20 protein-coding genes are annotated in these 20090 nt (G+C 62.0%); 8 read left to right on the top strand and 12 right to left on the bottom strand.

What is annotated here, in order from left to right; all coding sequences use genetic code 11:
• Nucleotides 1-16: 16 nt before the first annotated feature.
• Nucleotides 17-706: a serine O-acetyltransferase EpsC gene (epsC, locus tag CVE41_RS03215; RefSeq protein WP_100259353.1), complete on the top strand. Its 690-nt coding sequence runs from the start codon at nucleotides 17-19 to the stop codon at nucleotides 704-706.
• Entirely contained in the window at nucleotides 706-1056 is a 351-nt protein-coding gene (locus tag CVE41_RS03210; protein ID WP_100259352.1) for a DUF2794 domain-containing protein, read from the top strand. Before epsC ends, CVE41_RS03210 begins: the two co-directional genes overlap by 1 nt.
• Before the next feature lie 60 nt (nucleotides 1057-1116).
• On the opposite strand, the gene CVE41_RS03205 is transcribed toward CVE41_RS03210, so the two are convergent.
• The 3 genes from CVE41_RS03205 to CVE41_RS03195 form a co-directional block, all read right to left on the bottom strand.
• The gene (locus CVE41_RS03205) at nucleotides 1117-2259 is read right to left on the bottom strand and encodes a hypothetical protein (RefSeq protein ID WP_100259351.1); all 1143 of its coding nucleotides are present in this window, start codon (nucleotides 2257-2259) and stop codon (nucleotides 1117-1119) included.
• A gap of 144 nt (nucleotides 2260-2403) precedes the next feature.
• On the bottom strand, nucleotides 2404-3333 hold the full coding sequence (locus CVE41_RS03200; protein WP_100259350.1) for an SDR family NAD(P)-dependent oxidoreductase: 930 nt from the start codon (nucleotides 3331-3333) through the stop codon (nucleotides 2404-2406).
• A gap of 135 nt (nucleotides 3334-3468) precedes the next feature.
• Nucleotides 3469-4137: an HAD-IA family hydrolase gene (locus CVE41_RS03195; protein ID WP_100259349.1), complete on the bottom strand. Its 669-nt coding sequence runs from the start codon at nucleotides 4135-4137 to the stop codon at nucleotides 3469-3471.
• A 60-nt stretch (nucleotides 4138-4197) separates the two neighbouring features.
• Here CVE41_RS03195 and glmU point away from each other — a divergent pair, with 60 nt between their 5' ends.
• The 3 genes from glmU to CVE41_RS03180 all read left to right on the top strand — a co-directional run bounded on the left by glmU (nucleotide 4198) and on the right by CVE41_RS03180 (nucleotide 6538).
• Nucleotides 4198-5565 (top strand): bifunctional UDP-N-acetylglucosamine diphosphorylase/glucosamine-1-phosphate N-acetyltransferase GlmU, encoded by a 1368-nt coding sequence (glmU, locus tag CVE41_RS03190; protein WP_100259348.1) that lies wholly within the window; start codon nucleotides 4198-4200, stop codon nucleotides 5563-5565.
• 5 nt (nucleotides 5566-5570) lie between these two features.
• Complete coding sequence (locus tag CVE41_RS03185) at nucleotides 5571-5840, top strand: HNH endonuclease (RefSeq protein WP_100259347.1); 270 nt, start codon at nucleotides 5571-5573, stop codon at nucleotides 5838-5840.
• Between the two features lie 65 nt (nucleotides 5841-5905).
• Entirely contained in the window at nucleotides 5906-6538 is a 633-nt protein-coding gene (locus CVE41_RS03180) for an SOUL family heme-binding protein (RefSeq protein ID WP_100259346.1), read from the top strand.
• A 60-nt stretch (nucleotides 6539-6598) separates the two neighbouring features.
• On the opposite strand, the gene CVE41_RS03175 is transcribed toward CVE41_RS03180, so the two are convergent.
• The 7 genes from CVE41_RS03175 to CVE41_RS03145 form a co-directional block, all read right to left on the bottom strand.
• A complete protein-coding gene (locus CVE41_RS03175) occupies nucleotides 6599-8734 on the bottom strand; it encodes a prolyl oligopeptidase family serine peptidase (RefSeq protein ID WP_100259345.1) in 2136 nt (711 codons plus the stop codon).
• A gap of 152 nt (nucleotides 8735-8886) precedes the next feature.
• Complete coding sequence (locus tag CVE41_RS03170) at nucleotides 8887-9144, bottom strand: ATP synthase F1 subunit epsilon (protein WP_100259344.1); 258 nt, start codon at nucleotides 9142-9144, stop codon at nucleotides 8887-8889.
• 3 nt (nucleotides 9145-9147) lie between these two features.
• Nucleotides 9148-10605: a F0F1 ATP synthase subunit beta gene (gene atpD / locus CVE41_RS03165; RefSeq protein ID WP_100259343.1), complete on the bottom strand. Its 1458-nt coding sequence runs from the start codon at nucleotides 10603-10605 to the stop codon at nucleotides 9148-9150.
• A 19-nt stretch (nucleotides 10606-10624) separates the two neighbouring features.
• Nucleotides 10625-10987, bottom strand: coding sequence for a hypothetical protein (locus CVE41_RS03160; RefSeq protein WP_232725776.1), 363 nt, complete (start codon nucleotides 10985-10987; stop codon nucleotides 10625-10627).
• 14 nt (nucleotides 10988-11001) lie between these two features.
• The gene (locus tag CVE41_RS03155) at nucleotides 11002-11874 is read right to left on the bottom strand and encodes a F0F1 ATP synthase subunit gamma (protein WP_100259341.1); all 873 of its coding nucleotides are present in this window, start codon (nucleotides 11872-11874) and stop codon (nucleotides 11002-11004) included.
• Nucleotides 11875-11907: 33 nt separating this feature from the next.
• Complete coding sequence (gene atpA / locus CVE41_RS03150) at nucleotides 11908-13437, bottom strand: F0F1 ATP synthase subunit alpha (protein ID WP_100259340.1); 1530 nt, start codon at nucleotides 13435-13437, stop codon at nucleotides 11908-11910.
• A 16-nt stretch (nucleotides 13438-13453) separates the two neighbouring features.
• Nucleotides 13454-14008 carry a F0F1 ATP synthase subunit delta gene (locus CVE41_RS03145; protein WP_100259339.1) on the bottom strand — a complete coding sequence of 185 codons (555 nt, stop codon included), beginning with the start codon at nucleotides 14006-14008 and terminating at the stop codon, nucleotides 13454-13456.
• A gap of 206 nt (nucleotides 14009-14214) precedes the next feature.
• Between CVE41_RS03145 and CVE41_RS03140 the strand changes: the two genes are divergently transcribed.
• Nucleotides 14215-15042 carry a TauD/TfdA dioxygenase family protein gene (locus CVE41_RS03140; protein WP_100259338.1) on the top strand — a complete coding sequence of 276 codons (828 nt, stop codon included), beginning with the start codon at nucleotides 14215-14217 and terminating at the stop codon, nucleotides 15040-15042.
• 1 nt (nucleotide 15043) lies between these two features.
• On the opposite strand, the gene CVE41_RS03135 is transcribed toward CVE41_RS03140, so the two are convergent.
• Nucleotides 15044-16612, bottom strand: coding sequence for a S1 family peptidase (locus tag CVE41_RS03135; RefSeq protein ID WP_100259337.1), 1569 nt, complete (start codon nucleotides 16610-16612; stop codon nucleotides 15044-15046).
• A 104-nt stretch (nucleotides 16613-16716) separates the two neighbouring features.
• Between CVE41_RS03135 and ada the strand changes: the two genes are divergently transcribed.
• Together ada and CVE41_RS03125 are read left to right on the top strand one after the other, a co-directional pair.
• On the top strand, nucleotides 16717-17745 hold the full coding sequence (gene ada, locus CVE41_RS03130; protein WP_408633957.1) for a bifunctional DNA-binding transcriptional regulator/O6-methylguanine-DNA methyltransferase Ada: 1029 nt from the start codon (nucleotides 16717-16719) through the stop codon (nucleotides 17743-17745).
• A gap of 186 nt (nucleotides 17746-17931) precedes the next feature.
• Nucleotides 17932-18513, top strand: a complete 582-nt coding sequence (locus tag CVE41_RS03125) for a J domain-containing protein (RefSeq protein WP_100259336.1) — start codon at nucleotides 17932-17934, stop codon at nucleotides 18511-18513.
• Here the strand turns inward: CVE41_RS03125 and CVE41_RS03120 are convergent.
• Nucleotides 18510-20078 carry a cryptochrome/photolyase family protein gene (locus CVE41_RS03120; protein WP_100259335.1) on the bottom strand — a complete coding sequence of 523 codons (1569 nt, stop codon included), beginning with the start codon at nucleotides 20076-20078 and terminating at the stop codon, nucleotides 18510-18512. The genes CVE41_RS03125 and CVE41_RS03120 overlap by 4 nt on opposite strands.
• Nucleotides 20079-20090 lie beyond the last annotated feature (12 nt).

Raw genomic sequence — 20090 nt, 5'->3', positions numbered from 1 at the left:
TGGGAGAATTACCCCGATGCTGGAACGGCTGATAGCCTACCTCGACAGCGTGAAAGCACGCGACCCTGCACCGCGCAGCCGGTGGGAAGTGCTGCTGTATCCGGGCGTCTGGGCCATGGCCTATCACCGGATCGCGCATTGGCTGTTCGAAGCGCAACTCTTCTTCCTGGCGCGCTTGGTCAACCACTGGAGCCGGATGGTCACCGGCATCGATATCCATCCCGGCGCCAAGATCGGGCGCAATTTCTTCATTGATCACGGGTTTTCTGTGATCGGGGAAACGGTGGAGATCGGCGACGACGTCACGATGTACCAATGCGTGACGCTAGGCGGCACCAATCCGACCAACGGCAAGGGCGGCAAGCGGCACCCCACCATTGCGGATAATGTCATTATCGGGTCCGGCGCGCAGGTGATCGGGCCGATTACGGTCGGTAATCGCGCGCGGATCGGCGCGAACGCGGTAGTCACCGACGATGTGCCCGAAGGGGCGACGATGGTTGGCCTCAAAGCGCGCAGTACGCTTGTGCCGGCAGAGGAATGGATCAAGGAATTCATCCCCTACGGCACGCCCTGCGACGATCCTTGCGAGCCGAGCCGCGACTGCATCGAAAAGCTCGAGGCCGAGCTCAAAGCGTTGAAGCAGGAAATTGCGGACCTCAGGGCGGAGCGGGCACCCGAGCAGCGTAGCGGGACCGGCGATTGATGAATTTCCTCGGTGACAAGGTCGTCGCCTTTCCCGGTCGCAAACCGCTTCAGGTCGGGTTCTCACGTGAAGAACTGACCCGCATCCTCGATCTCTACGGACGCATGGTCGCTGCCGGGAAATGGCGCGATTACGCGATGGACTTCACGCGCGATGTCGCGGTGTTCGCGGCCTTTCGCCGCGCTGCCGAAAGGCCGCAGGCGCGGATCGAGAAGCGCCCCTCGCTGCGCGGCAAACAGGGCATGTGGACGCTATATGGCGAGCATGGGCAGGTGCTTAAACGCGGGCACGAATTGCCCGGCGTCATGGCCCCGGTCGAACGTCGCCTTCTCAAGGCAATCGACGACTAAGCATACGAAAAAGGCCCGCACCTAGGTGCGGACCTTTCCCCTTGTGAGCAGGTGTGGACCTCAGGCCGTAGCGGGAAGCTTGGTTTTGAGGTCGGTCGGCAGGCCCTGGACCACGGCGCGGCGGATCGGCGTCCACAATGCGCTGAGCGTCAGCAGGGCGGAACCGATGACCAGTGCGGTCAGCGCGAAATTCAGCTCCACCGCTCCGAATTCGCGGAACAGGTAAGTCAGCGCGATCAGCACATAGGCCAGCGCCGAGACGAGCAGCGCACGCCGGTCGATGGCAAGCGCCACGATGCCGAAGACGATATAGACCGCCAGGACCAGCACCGCTGCCAGCGCGCCGATGTTGTCGCCATCGGTCACACCGATCAGGGCGAATACCGGGTGGGCGATCATTGGCGCGGCGAGCAAGTGCAGCCAGAAGGCGACATCGCTGCGGCGGGTCTCACGGCGTGGATCACTGATATCCCAGCGCATGGCGAAACCGAAGACCACCAGGCCTGCTACGAACACAAGCGAGAGCAATACGTTCTCGATGTTGGCCGTATCGGGGCCGATAATCGCGATGATCAGTGCAATGGCGGTACCGGCGATCGCCGCTGTGCCCGCCGCGATGGTAATCGGCACCATGAAGCGCTTCCAGTGCATCCAGGCGAAGCCTGCGGTGATGAGCAGGGCGAGGCTGGCCCACAGGAAACCGATGGTTTCGCTGCGCTCCGTCCCGCTTTCCATATAGGCCATGATCCCGCCGAGCTGGGCGAGGAACACGCCGCCGACGAAGGCCAGCAGCAGGATGATGCTGGGAAGGGCCATGCGGCGCTTGAGGGTGAAGAATTCGGCGAGCAGCCAAGCGGTGACGGCAACGCCCAGCGCGGCGAAGCTGAGCCCCATCCCGCGCGCAATCGCCATGGCGCTGCGGTTGTTTTCCCACCAATCGGGATCGCTTCCCATCTCGGGCCAAGCCGGGACAGGCCAGATCGCGCCGGCAATCGCTTGCCCGATGGCGCCCATGGCAACCAGCATGATGATCACACCGATCGTCACGAAGATATCGTTGAACCCGGTGATGAGGCGGAAATGTTCTGCATCGGCGGGCAACGCATCGCGCGTCGAGGCGACGTGCGCGCGTAGAGCGTCGACGGCCTCCTGGCTGATGGCGCCCGAAGCCACTGCAGAATTCAGGTCTTCCTGACTGTACATGGTCTCTCCCCATTGAGTGGCCAGAGGTGATACGCTTAGTGTATTAACACGTCAATACGGCTTAGAGTAACTCACTCTCCAGGCACGAAAAACCCCGCCGCATCCTGCGATGTGGCGGGGTTTTCCAGTATTCGAGGGTAGGGCTTAGCCGCGAGCGCTGCTCGGGCCGGTACCGGTGACCTTCTGCATGGCGGTCAGGATCGCACCCGACTGCTCGCTGCCCGATTGCGGGGCCTTGAGGTTCGAGAATTCGCTGATCTTGTCCCAGTTGGCGGCAAAGCCTTCGACCGTACGCTCGCCATCGGGCAGCCAGACGGCGTCGTTCATGACGGTCCAAGCCGAGTGATAACCACCGGCGCCTGCGCCGACGATGGCGTTGCTCGGCGCATCTTCGCTGACGAGGAAGAGCGCGGCCGGGACCACGTTCACCGGATCGAACAGCTTGAAGGCTTCTTCGGGGAAGAGGTCTTCGGTCATGCGCGTGCCCGCGACCGGCGACAGCGTGTTGACCTTGATGTTGTACTTCGCACCTTCGAGAGCCAGCGTCTTTGTCAGACCGGCTAAGCCGAGCTTCGCCGCGCCGTAGTTGGCCTGGCCGAAGTTGCCGAACAGGCCGGTCGAGGACGCGGTCATCATGATGCGGCCGTAAGCCTGCTCACGCATGAGTTCCCAGCACGCCTTGGTGACGAATGCCGAACCGGTCAGGTGGACCTTGAGGACGAACTCGAAATCTTCGGGGCTCATCTTGGCGAAGGTCTTGTCGCGCAGGACGCCTGCGTTGTTGAGCAGGATGTGCACGCCGCCCCACTTCTGCTTGGCGTCGGCGACCATCTTTTCCATCTGGTCGTATTCAGTGACGCTGCCGCCGTTCGACATCGCCTCGCCGCCCATCTTCTCGATTTCCTCGACGACCTGGAGGGCCATGTCGGAGTGGCCAGTGCCGTCGCGCGAGCCGCCGAGATCGTTGACGACGACCTTCGCGCCGCGGCGCGCCAGCTCAAGCGCATATTCGCGGCCCAGTCCGCCGCCTGCGCCGGTTACGATGGCTACCTTGTCCTTGAAATCGATGCTCATGGGTGGGGGCTCCTGCTTTGTCGTTTACGTAAAGGTCAATTGTGCGCTGCGGCGTGGCATTTTTGCGTGCTTCTTGCAACCGTATGCGCGGCGATCCGCCATGCCGTAGGGTCAGGACGAAGACGAAGCGAGCGCCTACAGCGTTTCGAGGGCGGAAATGAGGCGATCGAGCGATTCGATGACGGCATCTGCGCCCAGCTCGTGCGGGGGCTTGTCGCAATAGCCATAGGCCGCCGCGATCACCGGTGCGTCTGCCGCGCGCGCTGCCCGCACATCGTAGGAGCTGTCGCCCACGAAGGCCATCGGCCCGCCGCCACACCGCTTGCGGGCCTCGATCACCGCATCCGGCTCGGGCTTGGCGCGGCCCTTGCCCATGGTATCGCCTCCGATGATCGTCTCGAACCGGTCTGCAAGGCCCAGGGTGGTGAGGATGTCGCGCGCGAACCCTTCGAACTTGTTGGTGACCACGGCCATCTTCACACCGCGCTCGGCCAGTGCGTCGAGCGTCTCGACAGCATGGGGGTAGGGCCGCGAATGCACCGCGTTGTTTTCCGCGTAATAGCCCAGCATCTGTTTGTAGAGCTGCCGGAACTCGTCCTCGGGAAGGCCGCCCTGCTGGTCCACCGCGCGAGCCAGCATGATCTTGGCCCCGCCGCCGATGAGGTCGCTGGCATGGTCCGCCGGGACGGGGTCGAACCCGCCCAGTGCCAGCGCATGGTTCACCGCAGCGCCGAGATCGCGGTGGGTCTCCAGGAGTGTGCCATCGAGGTCGAAGCCGACCGACTGGAAGGGAAATGCCGTCATGGCGTCAGGCGTTGAAGGATGGTTCTTCAATCCGCAAGCATTTGGTGGCATGGCCGCGTCATGAGCCAGACCAGACACTTCGCCGCCGTCATCCTTGCAGCAGGCAAGGGCACCCGCATGAAGAGTGAACTTCACAAGGTTCTCCATCCCATTGCCGGGCGTTCGATGCTGCACCATCTCATGGCCAGCGTCGACAGCCTCTCGCCCGATCACAAGGTCGTGGTCGTCGGAGCAGGGAGGGAGCAGCTCGAAGAGGCGCTGGGAGACGATGCGCGCACCTGCCTTCAGGAACCGCAGCTCGGGACCGGCCATGCCGTCCAGCAGGCGCAGGAGCAGCTTGCCGGATACTCGGGCGATGTGCTCATCATGTATGGCGATGTGCCGTTCGTGCGCGCTGCAACAATGAGAGCGATGCTGGATCGCCTCAATGCGGGCGATGCCCCGGCAGCGGTCGTGCTCGCGTTCGAGCCGGAAGAACCGCTCGCCTATGGCCGTGTCATTACCGATGACGAGGGTCGCATTTCCAAGATGGTCGAATTCAAGGACGCCGACGAGAGCGAGCGGGCCTGTCACCTGTGCAATTCGGGCCTGATGGCTGCAAAGGCGGACGACCTCTGGGCCCTGCTCGACAGGGTCGGCAACGACAATGCACAGGGCGAATACTACCTCCCCGATATCGTCAATATCGCCATCGATGACGGGCGCGTTTGCGCCGCTGTCACGACTGACGATCCGAATGAAGTCGCGGGTATCAATTCGCGGAGCGAGCTCGCCGCGGCAGAAGCGCAATGGCAGCGCGAACAGCGCGAACACTGGATGGCCGAAGGCGCGACCCTGCGCGCTCCGGAAACCGTATTTTTCAGTTACGACACCGAACTGGCACCCGACGTGACGATCGAACCCAATGTCGTGTTCGGGCCCGGGGTGAAAGTCGCGAGCGGAGCTACCATTCGTGCGTTCAGCCATCTGGAAGGCGCAAACGTGGGTGAAGGGTGCGAAGTCGGTCCCTATGCCCGCCTGCGCCCGGGCGCGGTGATGGAGCAGGGCAGCAAGGTCGGCAATTTCGTCGAGATGAAGAAGGCGGTTCTGGGGGAAGGCGCGAAAGCCAATCATCTTACCTACCTCGGCGATGCCACGGTGGGGGCAGGGGCAAACATCGGTGCTGGTACGATCACCTGCAATTACGATGGCTATTTCAAGCACAAGACCACGATTGGCGAGCGTGCCTTTATCGGCTCGAACAGCGCGCTGATCGCACCCGTCACCATCGGGGCGGACGCTATCGTCGCTGCCGGTAGCGCTGTCAGCCGCGACGTGGCGCCCGGCGAACTGCGCATGGTTCGCGCGGAACAGATGGTAAAGCCCGGCTGGGCCGATCGTTTCCACGACACGATGAAAAAGAAGAAGGCGGCGGCGAAGAAGGACTGAGCGTCTTGGCGGACCTTTGCTGGCTCTGTGAGCGCCCGCTGGGATGCAAGGTCCAGCAGCACCACACTGTGCCGAAGGCGAAGAAGGGCCGCGCGACCGTTGCAGTGCATCCCATCTGTCACCGCGCGATCCATGCCAACTTCACGAATGCCCGGCTGTCACGGATCGGAGAGGATCGCGCTGCCTTGCTCGAGGATGAGGCCTTGGCGAAGTTCGTCGACTGGGTCGCGGACAAGCCACCGGACTTCCACGCCCCGACCCGAAGGCCGAAGTAAACCGACCTGCGGAACGTCCGTCCGTGCCCCGGCGTTGATAATAAAACGTAAGGGAGCCAGGCTTCATGAAATTCTGGAAATACGCCGCTGCGGGCGCAGCAGTCCTGTCCATCGGTGCGGCTGGTGCCTACGCGCAATATCGCAACTCGGTCGACGAGCCGGATTATTCGCTCGTATCCGAGGACGGCGATATTCAGCTTCGGGAATATGCGCCGATGATCGTGGCAGAGGTGACGCATACCGGAGATCGCAGGCGCGCGCTCAACGCAGGCTTTCGGCGTCTTGCTGCCTATATCTTCGCGCAAGATCGTCCGGGCAAGGAAATCGCGATGACCAGTCCGGTAATGCAGGACCAGGGCGAAAAGATCGCCATGACCTCGCCTGTATTGCAGGATGGCGGTGACACCAGCGGAAGCTGGCGGACGCGCTTCGTCATGCCGGCCGAGTATACGATGGAGACGCTGCCCACTCCGCCCGAAGACGTTACTCTTGTCGAAATGCCGCCGCGAAGGGTGGCAGCAATCCGCTTCTCCGGTCGAGGATCGAGCGAGGACTTGGCTGCGCGCGAGGAAGAATTGCGCGCATGGATCGCGGATCGCGACCTGACGATCGCCGGCCCTCCCGAGTTCGCCTTCTACGACGCGCCGATGGTCCCACCGCCGCTAAGACGCAACGAAGTGATCATTCCCGTCGAATAGGCGCGTAAACGAAAAGGGGCGACCGCGAGGCCGCCCCTTCTTATTTATCGAAGCCGCTGCCTATTCGCCTGCTTCGTTGTCGTCCATCAGGCGCTGCATGAGGTAGACCATCTGCAATGCCTGCAGTTTTGCGCGCTGTTCGTTGTCGACGCCGCCCGAGTGACCGCCAGTCATGTCCTCATAGTACCAGTAGTCCTGGCCCAGAGCCTTGAGCTTCGCTGCCCCCTTGCGGGCGTGGGCGGGGTGGGTGCGGTCGTCCGCGGTCGATGCCCAGAGGAATGGGGCGGGGTAATCCACGCCGTCGACGATCTTCTGGTAGGGTGAGTAGCCCTCGATCCATTTGCGCTGTTCAGGGATGCGCGGATCGCCATATTCGCCGATCCACGATGCGCCGCGACCGATGAGGTGATAGCGCAGCATGTCGAACAGCGGGATCGCCACGATTGCCGCATCGAAGAGGTCGGGACGCTGCGTGAACGCGGTGCCGACCAGCAGGCCGCCCTGCGAACCGCCCTGGATACCGAGCTGGCCGGGATTGGTGATCCCGCGCTTAACGGCATCCTCACCCACGGCGATGAAATCGTCCCAGGTGCGCTGCTTGTTCTCGCGGATCGCCATCTGGTGCCACCCGGGACCGAACTCGCCCCCACCGCGGAGGTTGGCAAGAATGAAGGCGCCGCCTTTTTCGAGCCACATCTTGCCGGTCAGCGCACGGTAGCTTGGCAATTGGGAGATCTGGAACCCGCCATAACCATAGAGCAGGGCGGGATTCTTGCCGTCCATCTTCATGCCCTTCGGCTTCACGAGGAAATACGGGACCTTCGCGCCATCCTTGCTGGTGGCCTCGAGTTGTTCGACTTCCATTCCGCTGGCATCGAAATATTCCGGCGAGGTCTTGAGCACCTGCGGGTCGCCACTGCCGTCCGAGTACCACAGCGTGCTTGGCGACAGGAAGTCGGTCGAGGTGAACATGATCTCGTCGGTTTCGGACGAGGTGGCCTGGACACCCAGGGTCGCATTGTCGGGAAGATTGACTTCGGTGGTGACCCACTCGCCCCCCTCGAAATCTATCTTCAGCACCTTGCCCACAACGTTATCGAGGATCGCCATGTAGGCACTGTTGGCGGTGACGCCGCCGCCTTGCTTGGTCTGACGCTCTGCGGGGGCCCAGACGAGCGTCTTCTTCGCCCCGTTAGGGTCGCGCTTGAACTCTTCCAGATCGACCGCGATCAGCGCGTCGGCAGGGAAGACCTGACCTTGAGTTTCCCAGTCGACATCGGTCGAGAAGGTCAGCTGGCCGTCGATGATACCGCCGATATTGGCTTTCTTCGGCATGTCGAGTTCGAGCCACTCGCCCTCATGCCAGATGTAGTTGATGCTTTCATGAAAGCTGATCGCCCGGAAAGCCGTTCGACCGTGCACCACGCCTTTGTTGTCGCGGATAAGGCCGGAGCCGGCCCAGACGTCGCTCGGATCACCGCGGAAAATCTCTTCGGCATCGCTAAGCGGCGTTCCGCGCTTCCACAGGCGCGTCGTGAAGGGATATTCGCTCTCGGTGACGGTGCCGCCGCCGAAATCGCGACCGACCAGCAGGGTGTCTTCGTCAAGCCACTGGACGCCGCCCTGGCTCTTCTCCTCGATAACGAAGCCGCCTTCGACGAACTGTCCGGTCGTCATGTCGAATTCGCGCAGGATCGTGGCGTCTTCACCGCCGTCGGACAGGGCAATCATGCAGAGACGCTGGTCGGGCGGCAGGCAGGTGCTGCCCTTGTAGACCCATTCCTTGCCTTCTGCGGCAGCCAGGGCATCGACATCGAGAACCGTTTCCCAATCCGGATCGTCGGTCTTGTAGCTCTCAAGCGTCGTGCGGCGCAGGAGGCCCTTGGGATTTTCCTTGTCCTGCCAGAAATTATACAGGCCGTCTTTGCGGATCGAGACGTAGGGAATGCGATCTTCCGCATCGAGGATAGCCAGTGCTTCGGCGGTAAGCTCGTCGAAGCGAGGGTCCTGCGCCATGTGCGCCATGGTGCGGTTGTTTTCCGCGCGCACCCAGTCGAGAGCCTTGTCGCTACGGGCTTCCTCGAGCCAGATGTGAGGATCTTCGTCGGGGCCGGGCACGCCGTCATTGGCCAGAGCTTGAGTGTTCATGCCAAGAGCCATGGCGGCACCAATGGCGAGTGTCGATACGCGTTTCATGATTGTGCGTCCCTATTGTTCTAACGGTTCAGTCTTGCCGGTAGATCGGGCCCGCGCAATGTCGTTCGCCGGTCAGGCGTGACGGTTGGTCGAACGAAAAAGGGCGGCCCTTAGGAGCCGCCCTCTTCATTCTTGCGATTGTCCCGAATGGCTCAGCCCTCGACGTGTTCCGCGAGGACCGTGAGACCGTTTTCGCCCACTTCGGCGAAACCGCCGCGGACTTCGATGGTCTCGGGTGCTGCGCCTTCGGTCTTATAAACCTGAACGGCGCCGTCACGAATCGTCGACATGAAAGGCGCGTGGCCTTCGAGCACGCCGAATTCGCCTTCCGCGCCGGGGACGACCACCATGTGGACGTCCTCGCTACGGACCAGCTTGGCCGGCGTGACGAGTTCGAAGTGCAAAGCCATGGCTTAGTCTTCTTCCGCCAGCTTCTTGGCCTTCTCGACCACCTGGTCGATACCGCCGACCATGTAGAAGGCGCTTTCCGGCAGGTGATCGTATTCGCCGTCGACGACAGCCTTGAAGGACTTCACGGTGTCTTCGAGCTGGACGAACTGGCCCGGAATGTTGGTGAAGACCTCGGCCACGTGGAACGGCTGGCTGAGGAACTTCTGGATCTTGCGGGCACGCGCGACGGTCAGCTTATCTTCTTCGGAAAGCTCGTCCATGCCGAGAATGGCGATGATGTCCTGCAGGCTCTTGTACTTCTGCAGAGTTTCCTGAACGCGGCGAGCGGTCTCGTAGTGCTCCTGACCGACAACGCGCGGTTCGAGAACGCGGCTGGTGGAGTCGAGCGGGTCGACTGCCGGGTAGATGCCCAGTTCCGAAATCGCGCGGTTCAGCGTGGTCGTTGCGTCCAAGTGGGCGAACGAGGTTGCCGGTGCCGGGTCGGTAAGGTCATCGGCGGGAACGTAGATGGCCTGGACCGAGGTAATCGAACCCTTGGTCGTCGAGGTAATGCGTTCCTGCAGGTTACCCATGTCGGTAGCGAGCGTCGGCTGGTAGCCCACTGCCGAAGGAATACGGCCGAGCAGTGCGGACACTTCCGAACCCGCCTGCGTGAAGCGGAAGATGTTGTCGACGAAGAACAGCACGTCCTGGCCTTCGACGTCGCGGAAGTATTCCGCCATGGTCAGGCCCGACAGAGCAACACGGGCGCGGGCGCCCGGAGGTTCGTTCATCTGGCCGAAGACGAGGGCAACCTTCGAGCCTTCCGAAGTGGCGTTGCCGTCTTCGTCCTTGGCGATAACGCCGGCGTCGAGGAATTCGTGATAAAGGTCGTTACCTTCGCGGGTACGCTCACCCACACCGGCGAAAACGGACACACCACCGTGGCCCTTCGCGATGTTGTTGATGAGTTCCTGGATCAGAACGGTCTTGCCGACGCCTGCGCCGCCGAACAGGCCGATCTTACCGCCCTTCGCGTAAGGTGCGAGAAGGTCGATGACCTTGATGCCGGTGACGAGGATGGCCGCTTCGGTCGACTGGTCGACGAAGAGCGGGGCTTCCGCGTGGATCGGGCTGGAGAGTTCGGCACCGATCGGGCCGCGCTCGTCGATCGGCGCACCGACGACGTTCATGATGCGGCCGAGCGTCTTCGGGCCGACAGGCACCGTGATCTGCGAGCCGGTGTTCACGACTTCCTGTCCGCGGACGAGACCGTCGGTGCCGTCCATGGCGATCGTGCGCACGGTGTTTTCACCGAGGTGCTGCGCGACTTCAAGAACCAGCGTGTTGTCGCCGTTCTTCGTTTCAAGCGCGGTCAGGATCGGCGGCAGATCACCTTCGAAGGCAACGTCGACGACAGCGCCGATGACCTGCGAGATAACGCCGTTGGGGCTCTGGTTAAGCTTGGGGGCAGTGGCCATGATAAGGTTTCCTACTGGCTCAAGAGGCTTTGTGGTGGGCGCCGTGTTCGGCACAAAGGGCGTCAGCGTCGTTCAGCATCCAGTCCGAACCGTCTTCGTTCGCAACCAGCGTCGCTTCGTGACGCATGTATTCGTCTTCACCGAGACCGTATTCGCACAGTGCCTGGTTGGCACCCATTGCGCGGCGGCAGACGGCGTTGTTGACCGGTTCTGCGCCTTCGCAGGTTTCAGCGAACTTTGCGCGGAAATAATCCTGGTCCGTGGCGGGCAGGCTTGCGACCGGTTCCGGTGCGACGGTTTCGGTCGGGGTCGGCTCGGGCGCGGGCTCTTCACCGCAAGCGGCGAGGAGTGCGACGGGCAGGATGAGGGCGAGTTTCTTCACGTATCCGGTCCTTGTCAGAGCGCTTCCGCGCCTGCGATAATTTCGACGAGTTCGGTAGTAATCGCGGCCTGGCGGCTGCGGTTGTACTGGATCGTCAGCTTGTTGATGAGGTCGCCCGCATTGCGCGTTGCGTTGTCCATGGCGGTCATCGACGCGCCCTGTTCCGAAGCTTCGCGTTCGAGCAGGGCGCCGAACAGCTGCGTCTTCACGTAGCGCGGGAGCAGGTCTTCGAGGATTTCCTCTTCGCCCGGCTCGTATTCCACGACCGCATCGCCGCCGCTGCCTTCGCCTTCGGGTGAGGGAACGGGAATCAGCTGATCGACAGTCGGTTCCTGCGCCAGCGCCGACTGGAAGATCGGGTAGACGAGGTGCGCGATGTCGAATTCGCCCTTTTCGAAGCGTTCGAGCAGGTCTTCGGCAATGGCGTCAGCCTCTTCGAAGCCCGGCTGGCGGACGTCGGAAGTGTCGAAGTGCTTTTCGATCTTGTCGGCAAAGTCGCGCTTGATCGGTGCGCGGCCCTTCTTGCCGACGAGATAGAAGGTCACGTCCTTGCCTTCGGCGATCAACGCACGCGCCTTGGCCTTGGCGGCCTTGACGATATTGGCGTTGAGACCGCCGCACAGACCCTTGTCGGTGTTCACGACCACCAGGAGGTGACGCTTGTCCGATCCGGTGCCGCGGAGCAGCAGGGGCGCGCTGTCGCCGCTTACCTTGCTGGCAAGCGACGCCATAACGCCCGACAGCCGTTCTGCGTAGGGACGTGCAGCTTCGGCAGCAGCCTGCGCACGGCGCAATTTGGCCGCGGCGACCATCTGCTTGGCCTTGGTGATCTTCTGGGTCGATTTAACCGACCCGATCCGATCCTTGAGTTCCTTGAGGCTAGCCATTTCGGCTCCCTATCTCGTGTGCTCTCGGGTGGCTCAGGCGAACTGCTTGGCGAAGGTCTTCAGTGCGTCGACGACCTTGTCCTTGGTGCTGTCCTCGAACTTGCCGGTGTCGCGGATTTCAGCGAGCACGTCGGCGTGTTCGGAGCGCATGAAGCTCAGCATCTGTGCTTCGTAGCTGGTAACGCGGTCGACAGCGACATCGTCGAGGTAGCCATTGGTGCCGGCAAAGATCGACACGGTCTGCTCTTCGAACGGCATCGGCGAGAACTGCGGCTGCTTGAGCAGCTCGGTCAGGCGCGCACCGCGGTTGAGCAGCTTCTGCGTAGCGGCGTCGAGGTCCGAGCCGAACTGCGCGAAAGCAGCCATTTCGCGATACTGGGCGAGGTCGAGCTTCATCGAGCCCGAAACCTTCTTCATCGCCTTGGTCTGGGCGGCACCGCCCACACGGCTAACCGAAAGACCGACGTTAATGGCCGGACGGATGCCCTGGTAGAACAGGTCGGTTTCGAGGAAGATCTGGCCGTCGGTGATCGAGATCACGTTGGTCGGAATGTAGGCCGAAACGTCGCCGGCCTGCGTTTCGATGATCGGCAGAGCGGTCAGCGAGCCGCCGCCATTGGCGCCGTTCATCTTAGCAGCGCGCTCGAGGAGACGGCTGTGGAGATAGAAAACGTCACCCGGGTATGCTTCGCGGCCCGGAGGACGACGCAGCAGGAGCGACATCTGGCGGTAAGCCACGGCCTGCTTGGAAAGGTCGTCATATACGATGACGGCGTGCATGCCGTTGTCGCGGAAGAATTCGCCCATCGCACAGCCGGTGTAGGGTGCGAGGTACTGCAGCGGAGCAGGCTCCGATGCGGTCGCGGCGACGACGATCGAATATTCCATCGCGCCGTTTTCGTCGAGGCTCTTGACGATCTGGGCGACTGTCGAGCGCTTCTGGCCGACGGCGACGTAGATGCAGTAGAGCTTCTTCTTTTCATCGTCGCCCTGGTGGGCGTCCTTCTGGTTGATGAAGGTGTCGATAGCGACAGCGGACTTACCGGTCTGGCGGTCACCGATGATCAATTCGCGCTGGCCGCGGCCAACAGGGACGAGGGCGTCGATGGCCTTGAGGCCCGACTGCACGGGTTCGGAAACCGATTCACGCGGGATGATGCCCGGAGCCTTCACTTCGACGCGGCGACGCTCGGTCGATTCGATCGGGCCCTTGCCGTCGATCGGGTTGCCCAGCGCGTCGACGACGCGGCCGAGGAGACCCTTGCCGACGGGAACGTCCACGATGGTGCCGGTGCGCTTGACGGTGTCGCCTTCGCCGATGTCCGTGTCGGCACCGAAGATAACGGCACCGACGTTGTCGGCTTCGAGGTTCAGCGCCATGCCCTGAACACCGTTGGAGAATTCGATCATCTCGCCGGCCTGAACATTGTCGAGGCCGTGGATGCGGGCGATGCCGTCACCCACCGACAGCACGGAGCCAACTTCGCTGACTTCGGCTTCGGTGCCGAAATTGGCGATCTGGTCCTTGATGACCTTGGAGATTTCTGCGGCGCGGATATCCATGATTATCGTCCTTTGATCAGGCTTTCATCGCCTGGGCGAGGGAATTGAGGCGGGTGCGGATCGAACCGTCAATGCGCTTCGAACCGATGGTAACGACAAGGCCGCCCAGAAGATCGGGATCAACCTTGGAATTAATCTTTACAGTGCGACCTTCGCGCGCGGTCAGCTTCGTCTTGAGCTGTTCGAGCTGCGTGTCGGTCAGCGCGTGGGCGCTGGTGACATCGGCGGTCACTTCGCCACGCTGCGCAGCAGCAATGGCGCGGAATGCGCGAATGACGCCGGGAAGCTGGCCGAGACGGCGGTTCGCGGCAAGCGTGCCGAGGAACCTCTGCGTCAGATCGGAAAGGCCCATGATGGCGGAAACGCCCCACAGTGCCTTGCCAGCTTCACCGCGGCTTACGCGCGGGTTGGTGGTCAGCGTCTTGAGCTCAGCCGATTCGGCAAGCCCCGCTTCCAGTTTGTCGAGGTCCGATTCGACCGCAGTTACGGTCCCGGCCTCGCTGGCCAGATCGAATAGGGCCGAGGCATAACGCCCTGCCAGGCTAGCCTGAATACCGGCGGAAATATCCACGCGTCTCTCGTCCTCTAAGGGTCGGAAAAAAAGTCTGTCGTTCCAAGCCGGGGGTGAGCGAAAATGAGTCGCTCCGGCAAGGTTGGCGCGCGCCTAGCAAAGGGTCCCCGCGAAGGCAACCCGAGTCCGCCTGTGAAAGATTCGACTTTTGGACCGGGAGGCGTAAATTCGTCCTCAATTAAAACGGATCGAGCGGGAGAGACGGAATGGAAACAGCAGCATTGTCGGAGCATTGCGGTGTCGAGGTGAAGGACATTTCCCTTGCCAAGGCCGAGGGCGAAGAACTCGATGCCGTTCGTGACCTTATATATAGGCACGGCGTGGCCGTGTTCCGCGATCAGGTTTTCAGCCCGGCAGACCACATCGCCTTTGCCAAGCGCTGGGGCGGGATCGACATCAACAACTATTTCCCGCTGACCGACGAGCATCCCGAGATCGCCGTGGTGCGTAAACGCAAGGACCAGACCACCAATATCGGCGGTGGCTGGCATACCGATCATTCCTACGACCAGATTCCGGCAATGGGATCGATTCTCGTGGCGCGCGAATTGCCGCCGTCCGGGGGCGATACGCTGTGGGCGCACATGGGTGCCGCCTATGACACGCTGCCAGAGGAAACGAAAAAGAAGATCGACGGCCTGAGCGCGTTCCATACGGCCGACCACATCTATTCGCCTGAAGGTGCCTACGCCCAGACTGACCAGGGCGGCGACCTTCGCGGACAGGACCTGAAAACCGGAGCAATGCATCCGGTCGTGATCCGCCACCCGCATACGGGCCAGAAGCTCCTATATGTGAACCCCGGCTTCACGATCAATTTCGTCGGCCAGACCCGCGAGGAAAGCCTCCCGTTGCTGCAGGAGCTGTTCGCGCACGCCATGTCGCCCAGCCTCCAGTGCAGGCTGCAATGGGAACCGGGCACGGTCGCGATCTGGGACAACCGGACGACCTGGCATTACGCCATGAACGACTATCAGGGTTACGCGCGCGAGATGCACCGCATCACGCTGTCGGGCGAAGCCCTCGCCGCCTGACCTACTCTCGCATCTCGCACTGGTAGACCAGACGCTCGTTCGGCTGCTGCGGCAGTTGGCTCAGAACTTCGCCCTGAAGGTCGCCTAAAGAAGTGGCTGCTCCATCCTCGCCGCATTTCGGTGCGGAATATTTAGCACGTGCGCTGCGCGCCTCCCGCATCGCCCCGCGCTGAAGGAGATAGCGCTCTGAACGGAAGATCCGGCGGTCGGGATCGAAACTGTTCACCGACACCGCGTCTTCTTCATTAGGCACGAAGACCCGCGACCAGTTTCCGGAGGCATATCCGTATTGCGTGCGCTCGTTGACGCATCCGTCCGCCGTCCATTCGAACTCGATCTCGGGTGCCTCGGAAGTCGTGATCCGGCTGCGCTCCTCGACTACGCGGCAGACGAGCGAGAGGTCGCCGCTTTCCTGTCCGGCCAGAGGCGCGTTGTCGTCGGGACCTTCTCCTTCTGCCATAAGGGCAGCGACCCTGCGATCGACCTCGTCCAGGCCGGGCCGTGTCACGAAGGCGATAAAGGCCACCACGACGAGGAAGCCGGCTATCGCGAAGGCGATATTGGTTTTCCTGATCCGCAGCGCGTCCTCGTCGTCATCCGCGCCAATCCGTTCGCGCTGGCTCCAGGCCCACAGGAACAGGCCGAAGGCGACGAGCATGAGAACGAAGGCCAGCGCCATGCGGTCTTCGCGATCTTCGGAAACCGACAGCTGTGCGCGAAGCAGGGCCCGCTCGCGCTTGGCGCGAGTTTCCTCGGTGCGCTGTGCGAGATTTTGCCGCGCTTCCGCCTGCTCGCGTTCGATCCGCTCACGCTCGGCCTCGTCGAGGTCGGCAAGGCTGCGACAAGGCTGGTCGGAGAGGCGCGGAGTGATGTCGTTTGCCCGGAGGAAAGGCACGAGTTCGCGGTTCGACACCGCGAAGAAGAATTCCGCATCTCCGCCCTCGTTGTCCGCCCCGAAGCTGTTCACACCGACGACCCTGCCGCAAGGGTCGAGCAGGGGCCCGCCTGAATTGCCGCGCGCAATCGGGGCGGTGTGTAGGATGGTGTCGAACTGGCGGCTCGGCCGTTCGCCGGAAATGAAGCCGCGGCTCTTTACCGGGGGCTGGCTGCGGAAGAGATCGGTGAGGTCGAGCCCCTGCGCGCGGTCGACATTCATCGGGTAACCGACGCTGGTGACCTCTCCCGCCCCGGAAACAGGCTGCGCCGCGATGGCGAGCGGGGGAAGGCGCAGGTTCCCCGTGAGACGAACCAGCGCAAGGTCGTTGCGCGAACTGGCGGTTACCAATCGCCCGTAAACAGCTTCGCCGCCGCCATTGGGTACGATCCCGATTCGTAGATCCTCGTCCCGCATCGCATCGCGAACGACGTGGGCGTTCGTTACGATAGCGTTCTGCGTGACGGCAAAGCCGGTGCCGTGGCTGACGGGATAGAGCTCGTCACCATCGTTTCCGATGATTACGACGCGCACGACGCCGCGCGAAGCCGCATCGATATCGGCCGGATCGGCCATTGCCAGTTGCGGCAGCAGCAGCGCGCACATGGCGGCAAGGAATACGAAAATGCGTCCCATCGTGCCGCTGCTTGTGCCGCCCAATTGCTTTGATCGCAAGCTACGGGATGCGCGCTGTGCAAATCCTCCGCAAAGAAGGCGAAGATGAGCTATGGAGCATGGTGATGGTCGATCAAGGGCAAGCATGGCAGGCGGTAAAGCGGCGCGACCGCGCTTTCGACGGGCGCTTCGTGACCGGCGTGATGAGTACCGGCATATATTGCCGACCATCCTGCGCAGCACGTCACCCCCTGCGCGAGAATGTGCGGTTTTTCGCCGATGGCGAGAGCGCGCGCCAAGCGGGCTTGCGGCCTTGCAAGCGCTGCCTGCCCGACGATGTCGCCCGTGACGAAGCTGCCGTCATGGCGGCAATCGACGAGATACGCCGGTCCGAAGACGCGCCGACCCTGTCCGTCCTGGCCGGGATCACCGGCTATTCGCCGACGCATTTCCAGAAGGTGTTCAAGCGGGCGACAGGACTCTCCCCCGCCGCATACGCGCGCGCCTTGCGTGAAGAACGGGCTCGGGACGCTCTCACTGAAGGCGACAGCGTCACCGGCGCTATCTACGAGGCAGGCTACGGTTCGCCCTCGCGATTCTACGATGATACGAAAGGAAGGCTCGGCATGGCGGCAAGCGACTGGCAGGGCGGGGGCAAGGGGCGCACGATCCACTGGAGCGTGATCGACACGAGCCTTGGCGCGATGCTTGTCGCTGCAACGGAGCGGGGCGTTTGTTGCTTGTCGTTCAACGAAGACGAAAGCGACCTCATGCGGCGGTTTCCCGAGGCGCAGCTGGTCGAGGCCGGCGAGGAATTCCGCGACCTGTTCCGCCGGGTGACGGCAGTGGTCGAAAACCCCACACAGGCGACGCTCGCGTCCATCCCGCTCGATGTGAAAGGCACAGCGTTCCAGCAACGCGTATGGCAGGCCTTGCGCGAAATCCCGGCGGGGCAAACGCGCAGCTACGGAGAGCTTGCAGCCGCGCTGGGAAATCCCAAGGCCTCGCGTGCGGTCGGCGGAGCGAACGGCGCGAACAATGTTGCAGTGCTCATCCCCTGCCACAGGGTCATCGCAGCGGACGGTTCGCTTGGCGGATATGCCTATGGCACCCGGATCAAAGCCGAATTGCTGGAGCGGGAAAAGTCCGAATAAGCCACTGGGAAGACCAGAAAATTGCTGACGATGGCAAGTTTTCTTTGACAATGTCGCCTGTGGTAGGAACACTACACACTAACGTCGCCACCCGCCGAAACATTCGCGCGGGGAGATAATAACCGGCTTCAGGATCAATCCAGTGCGGTCTTGGCGATCGCGCAGAGTTTTAGCAGGTTGATAGCGATGGATAGCGGACAGGATTTCGTCGACTTCTATGCCCTGTTGCAGGTCAGTCCGACCTGCGACCGCAAGATGCTGGAAAAAGCTTACCGGCACGCAGCGCAGATGTATCATCCCGATCACACCGATACGGCCGACATCGACAAGTTCCAGGAAGTGACCTCCGCGTACCAATTGCTTCGCGATCCGGAAAAGCGCGCCAAATACGACCAGCGCTACAAGGAAATGAAAAAGGACAACCTTTACCAGTTTCCCGGTAGCGAAGACCTGCTGATCGACGAGAAGTCCGCGCTCGACGATGCCGAGGCGCATGAGAAGGTGTTATATCACCTCTACAAGCGCCGCCGCGAGCATGCGACGGATCCGGGTATCATGGGATATTACATCCAGAAGACCCTGGATTGCTCCGACGAGAATTTCGAATTCCACACCTGGTATCTGAAGTCCAAGGGCTTCATCGAAATCACCCAGGAGGGGAAGCTGGCGATTACCATCGAGGGTGTCGATCACGTTATCTCGATGAGCCGCAAGGCAGAGGAAACGAAGCTGATTGCCGAGATGAAAGACCGCGCACGCGAGGCCTAATTGCGCGCCCAGTCCTTGCCGGCAGGCGTGAGGCTGTCGAGAAACGCCTCCGCGCTGTCGAGATAGTCCTGCCTCTTGGCGTCGTCCATCCTGTCCCACGTCGAATAGATGCGACCGATGCGGGCGTTCTTTTCCAGCCTGTCGCGATGGCGGTCCATGAAATGCCAGTAGAGCGGATTGAAGGGACACGCGCCTTCACCGGTCTTCTTGCTCACCGAATAGCGGCACTCAGCGCAATAATCGCTCATCTTGTTGATGTAGTTGCCGCTGGCAGCATAGGGCTTGCTCGCCAGCTTTCCGCCGTCGGCATAGAGGATCATCGCCGCTACATTGGGTAGTTCCACCCATTCGTAGGCATCGGCGTAGACCACAAGATACCAGTCCTGCACCTCGCGGGGGGTTATCCCGGCAAGCAGGGCGAAATTGCCGAGCACCATCAGCCGCTGGATGTGGTGGGCATGGGCGTTGTCGCGGGTGGAGCGAATGCTGTCGGCAAGGCACCGCATGTCGGTTTCGCCGGTCCAGTAGAACTCGGGCAGGCCGCGCTGCGCATTCAGGGCATTCGCTTTCTGCAGGTGTGGCATCTGGTGCCAGTAGAAGCGCCGCACATATTCGCGCCAGCCGATGATCTGGCGAATGAACCCTTCGACCGAATTGATCGGCGCGCGGTCGTCCTTGTAGGCCTTCTCCGCCCTCTGGCAGAGTTCAAGCGGGTCGAGCAGGCCGAGATTGATGCTGGTCGACAGCATCGAATGGAACAGGTCGTCCTGTCCGTGAACCATCGCGTCCTGGTAGGGGCCAAAACATTCGATGCGTTCGGCGAAGAAGGCGTCCGCCGCCTCTTCCGCTTCTTCGCGGGTCACCGGCCATCCGAAGTTCTCCACAGACCCGAAGTGATCGCCGAAGCGATTTTCGACCAGTCCGATCACCTCGCATGTGATCGCATCGGGTTCGAACAGGGGGCGCTCGGGTGCGTCGAGACCTTCCTTGGGCGGTTTGCGGTTCTCGCTATCGTAATTCCACTCCCCGCCTTCCGGCTTGTTGCCATCCATCAGCAGGCCCGTCTTGCGGCGCATCTCTCGGTAGAAATACTCCATCCGCATTTCCTTGCGGTCTTCCGCCCACTCGTCGAATTCGGCCTGGGTCGAGATGAAACGGTCGTCCGCAAGGATCTCGACTTCGCAGGGAAACTTGTCGGCCCATTGGTCGAAATCGTGCCTGAGCCGCCATTCGCCCGGTTCAACCACATGGATAGCGCGCGGGGAGTGCTCTTCGACGGCGCGGGCGACCTCGCCGGCGAAGCTTCCGGCATTGTCTGTCGCATCGAGCTTTACGTAGTCGACGGTCCATCCTGCATCGCGCAGGTCTTCGGCAAAGTGACGCATGGCGGAAAAGATCAGGACGATCTTTTGCTTGTGATGTTTGACGTAAGTCGCCTCGTCCCAGACTTCCATCATCAGGATGACGGTATCGTCCTTTCTCCGCCCGCGAAGGCTGGCGAGGTCGCGGGTTAGCTGGTCGCCCAGGATCGGGACGAGGATCGGGCCGTCGGTAGTGTCTGCCATGCGCTCTCAATG

This window comes from Qipengyuania seohaensis (assembly GCF_002795865.1).
Lineage (GTDB): Bacteria > Pseudomonadota > Alphaproteobacteria > Sphingomonadales > Sphingomonadaceae > Qipengyuania > Qipengyuania seohaensis.
The sequence above is the reverse complement of the archived record's forward strand: the minus strand, read 5'-3'. Positions and strand labels throughout refer to the sequence as shown.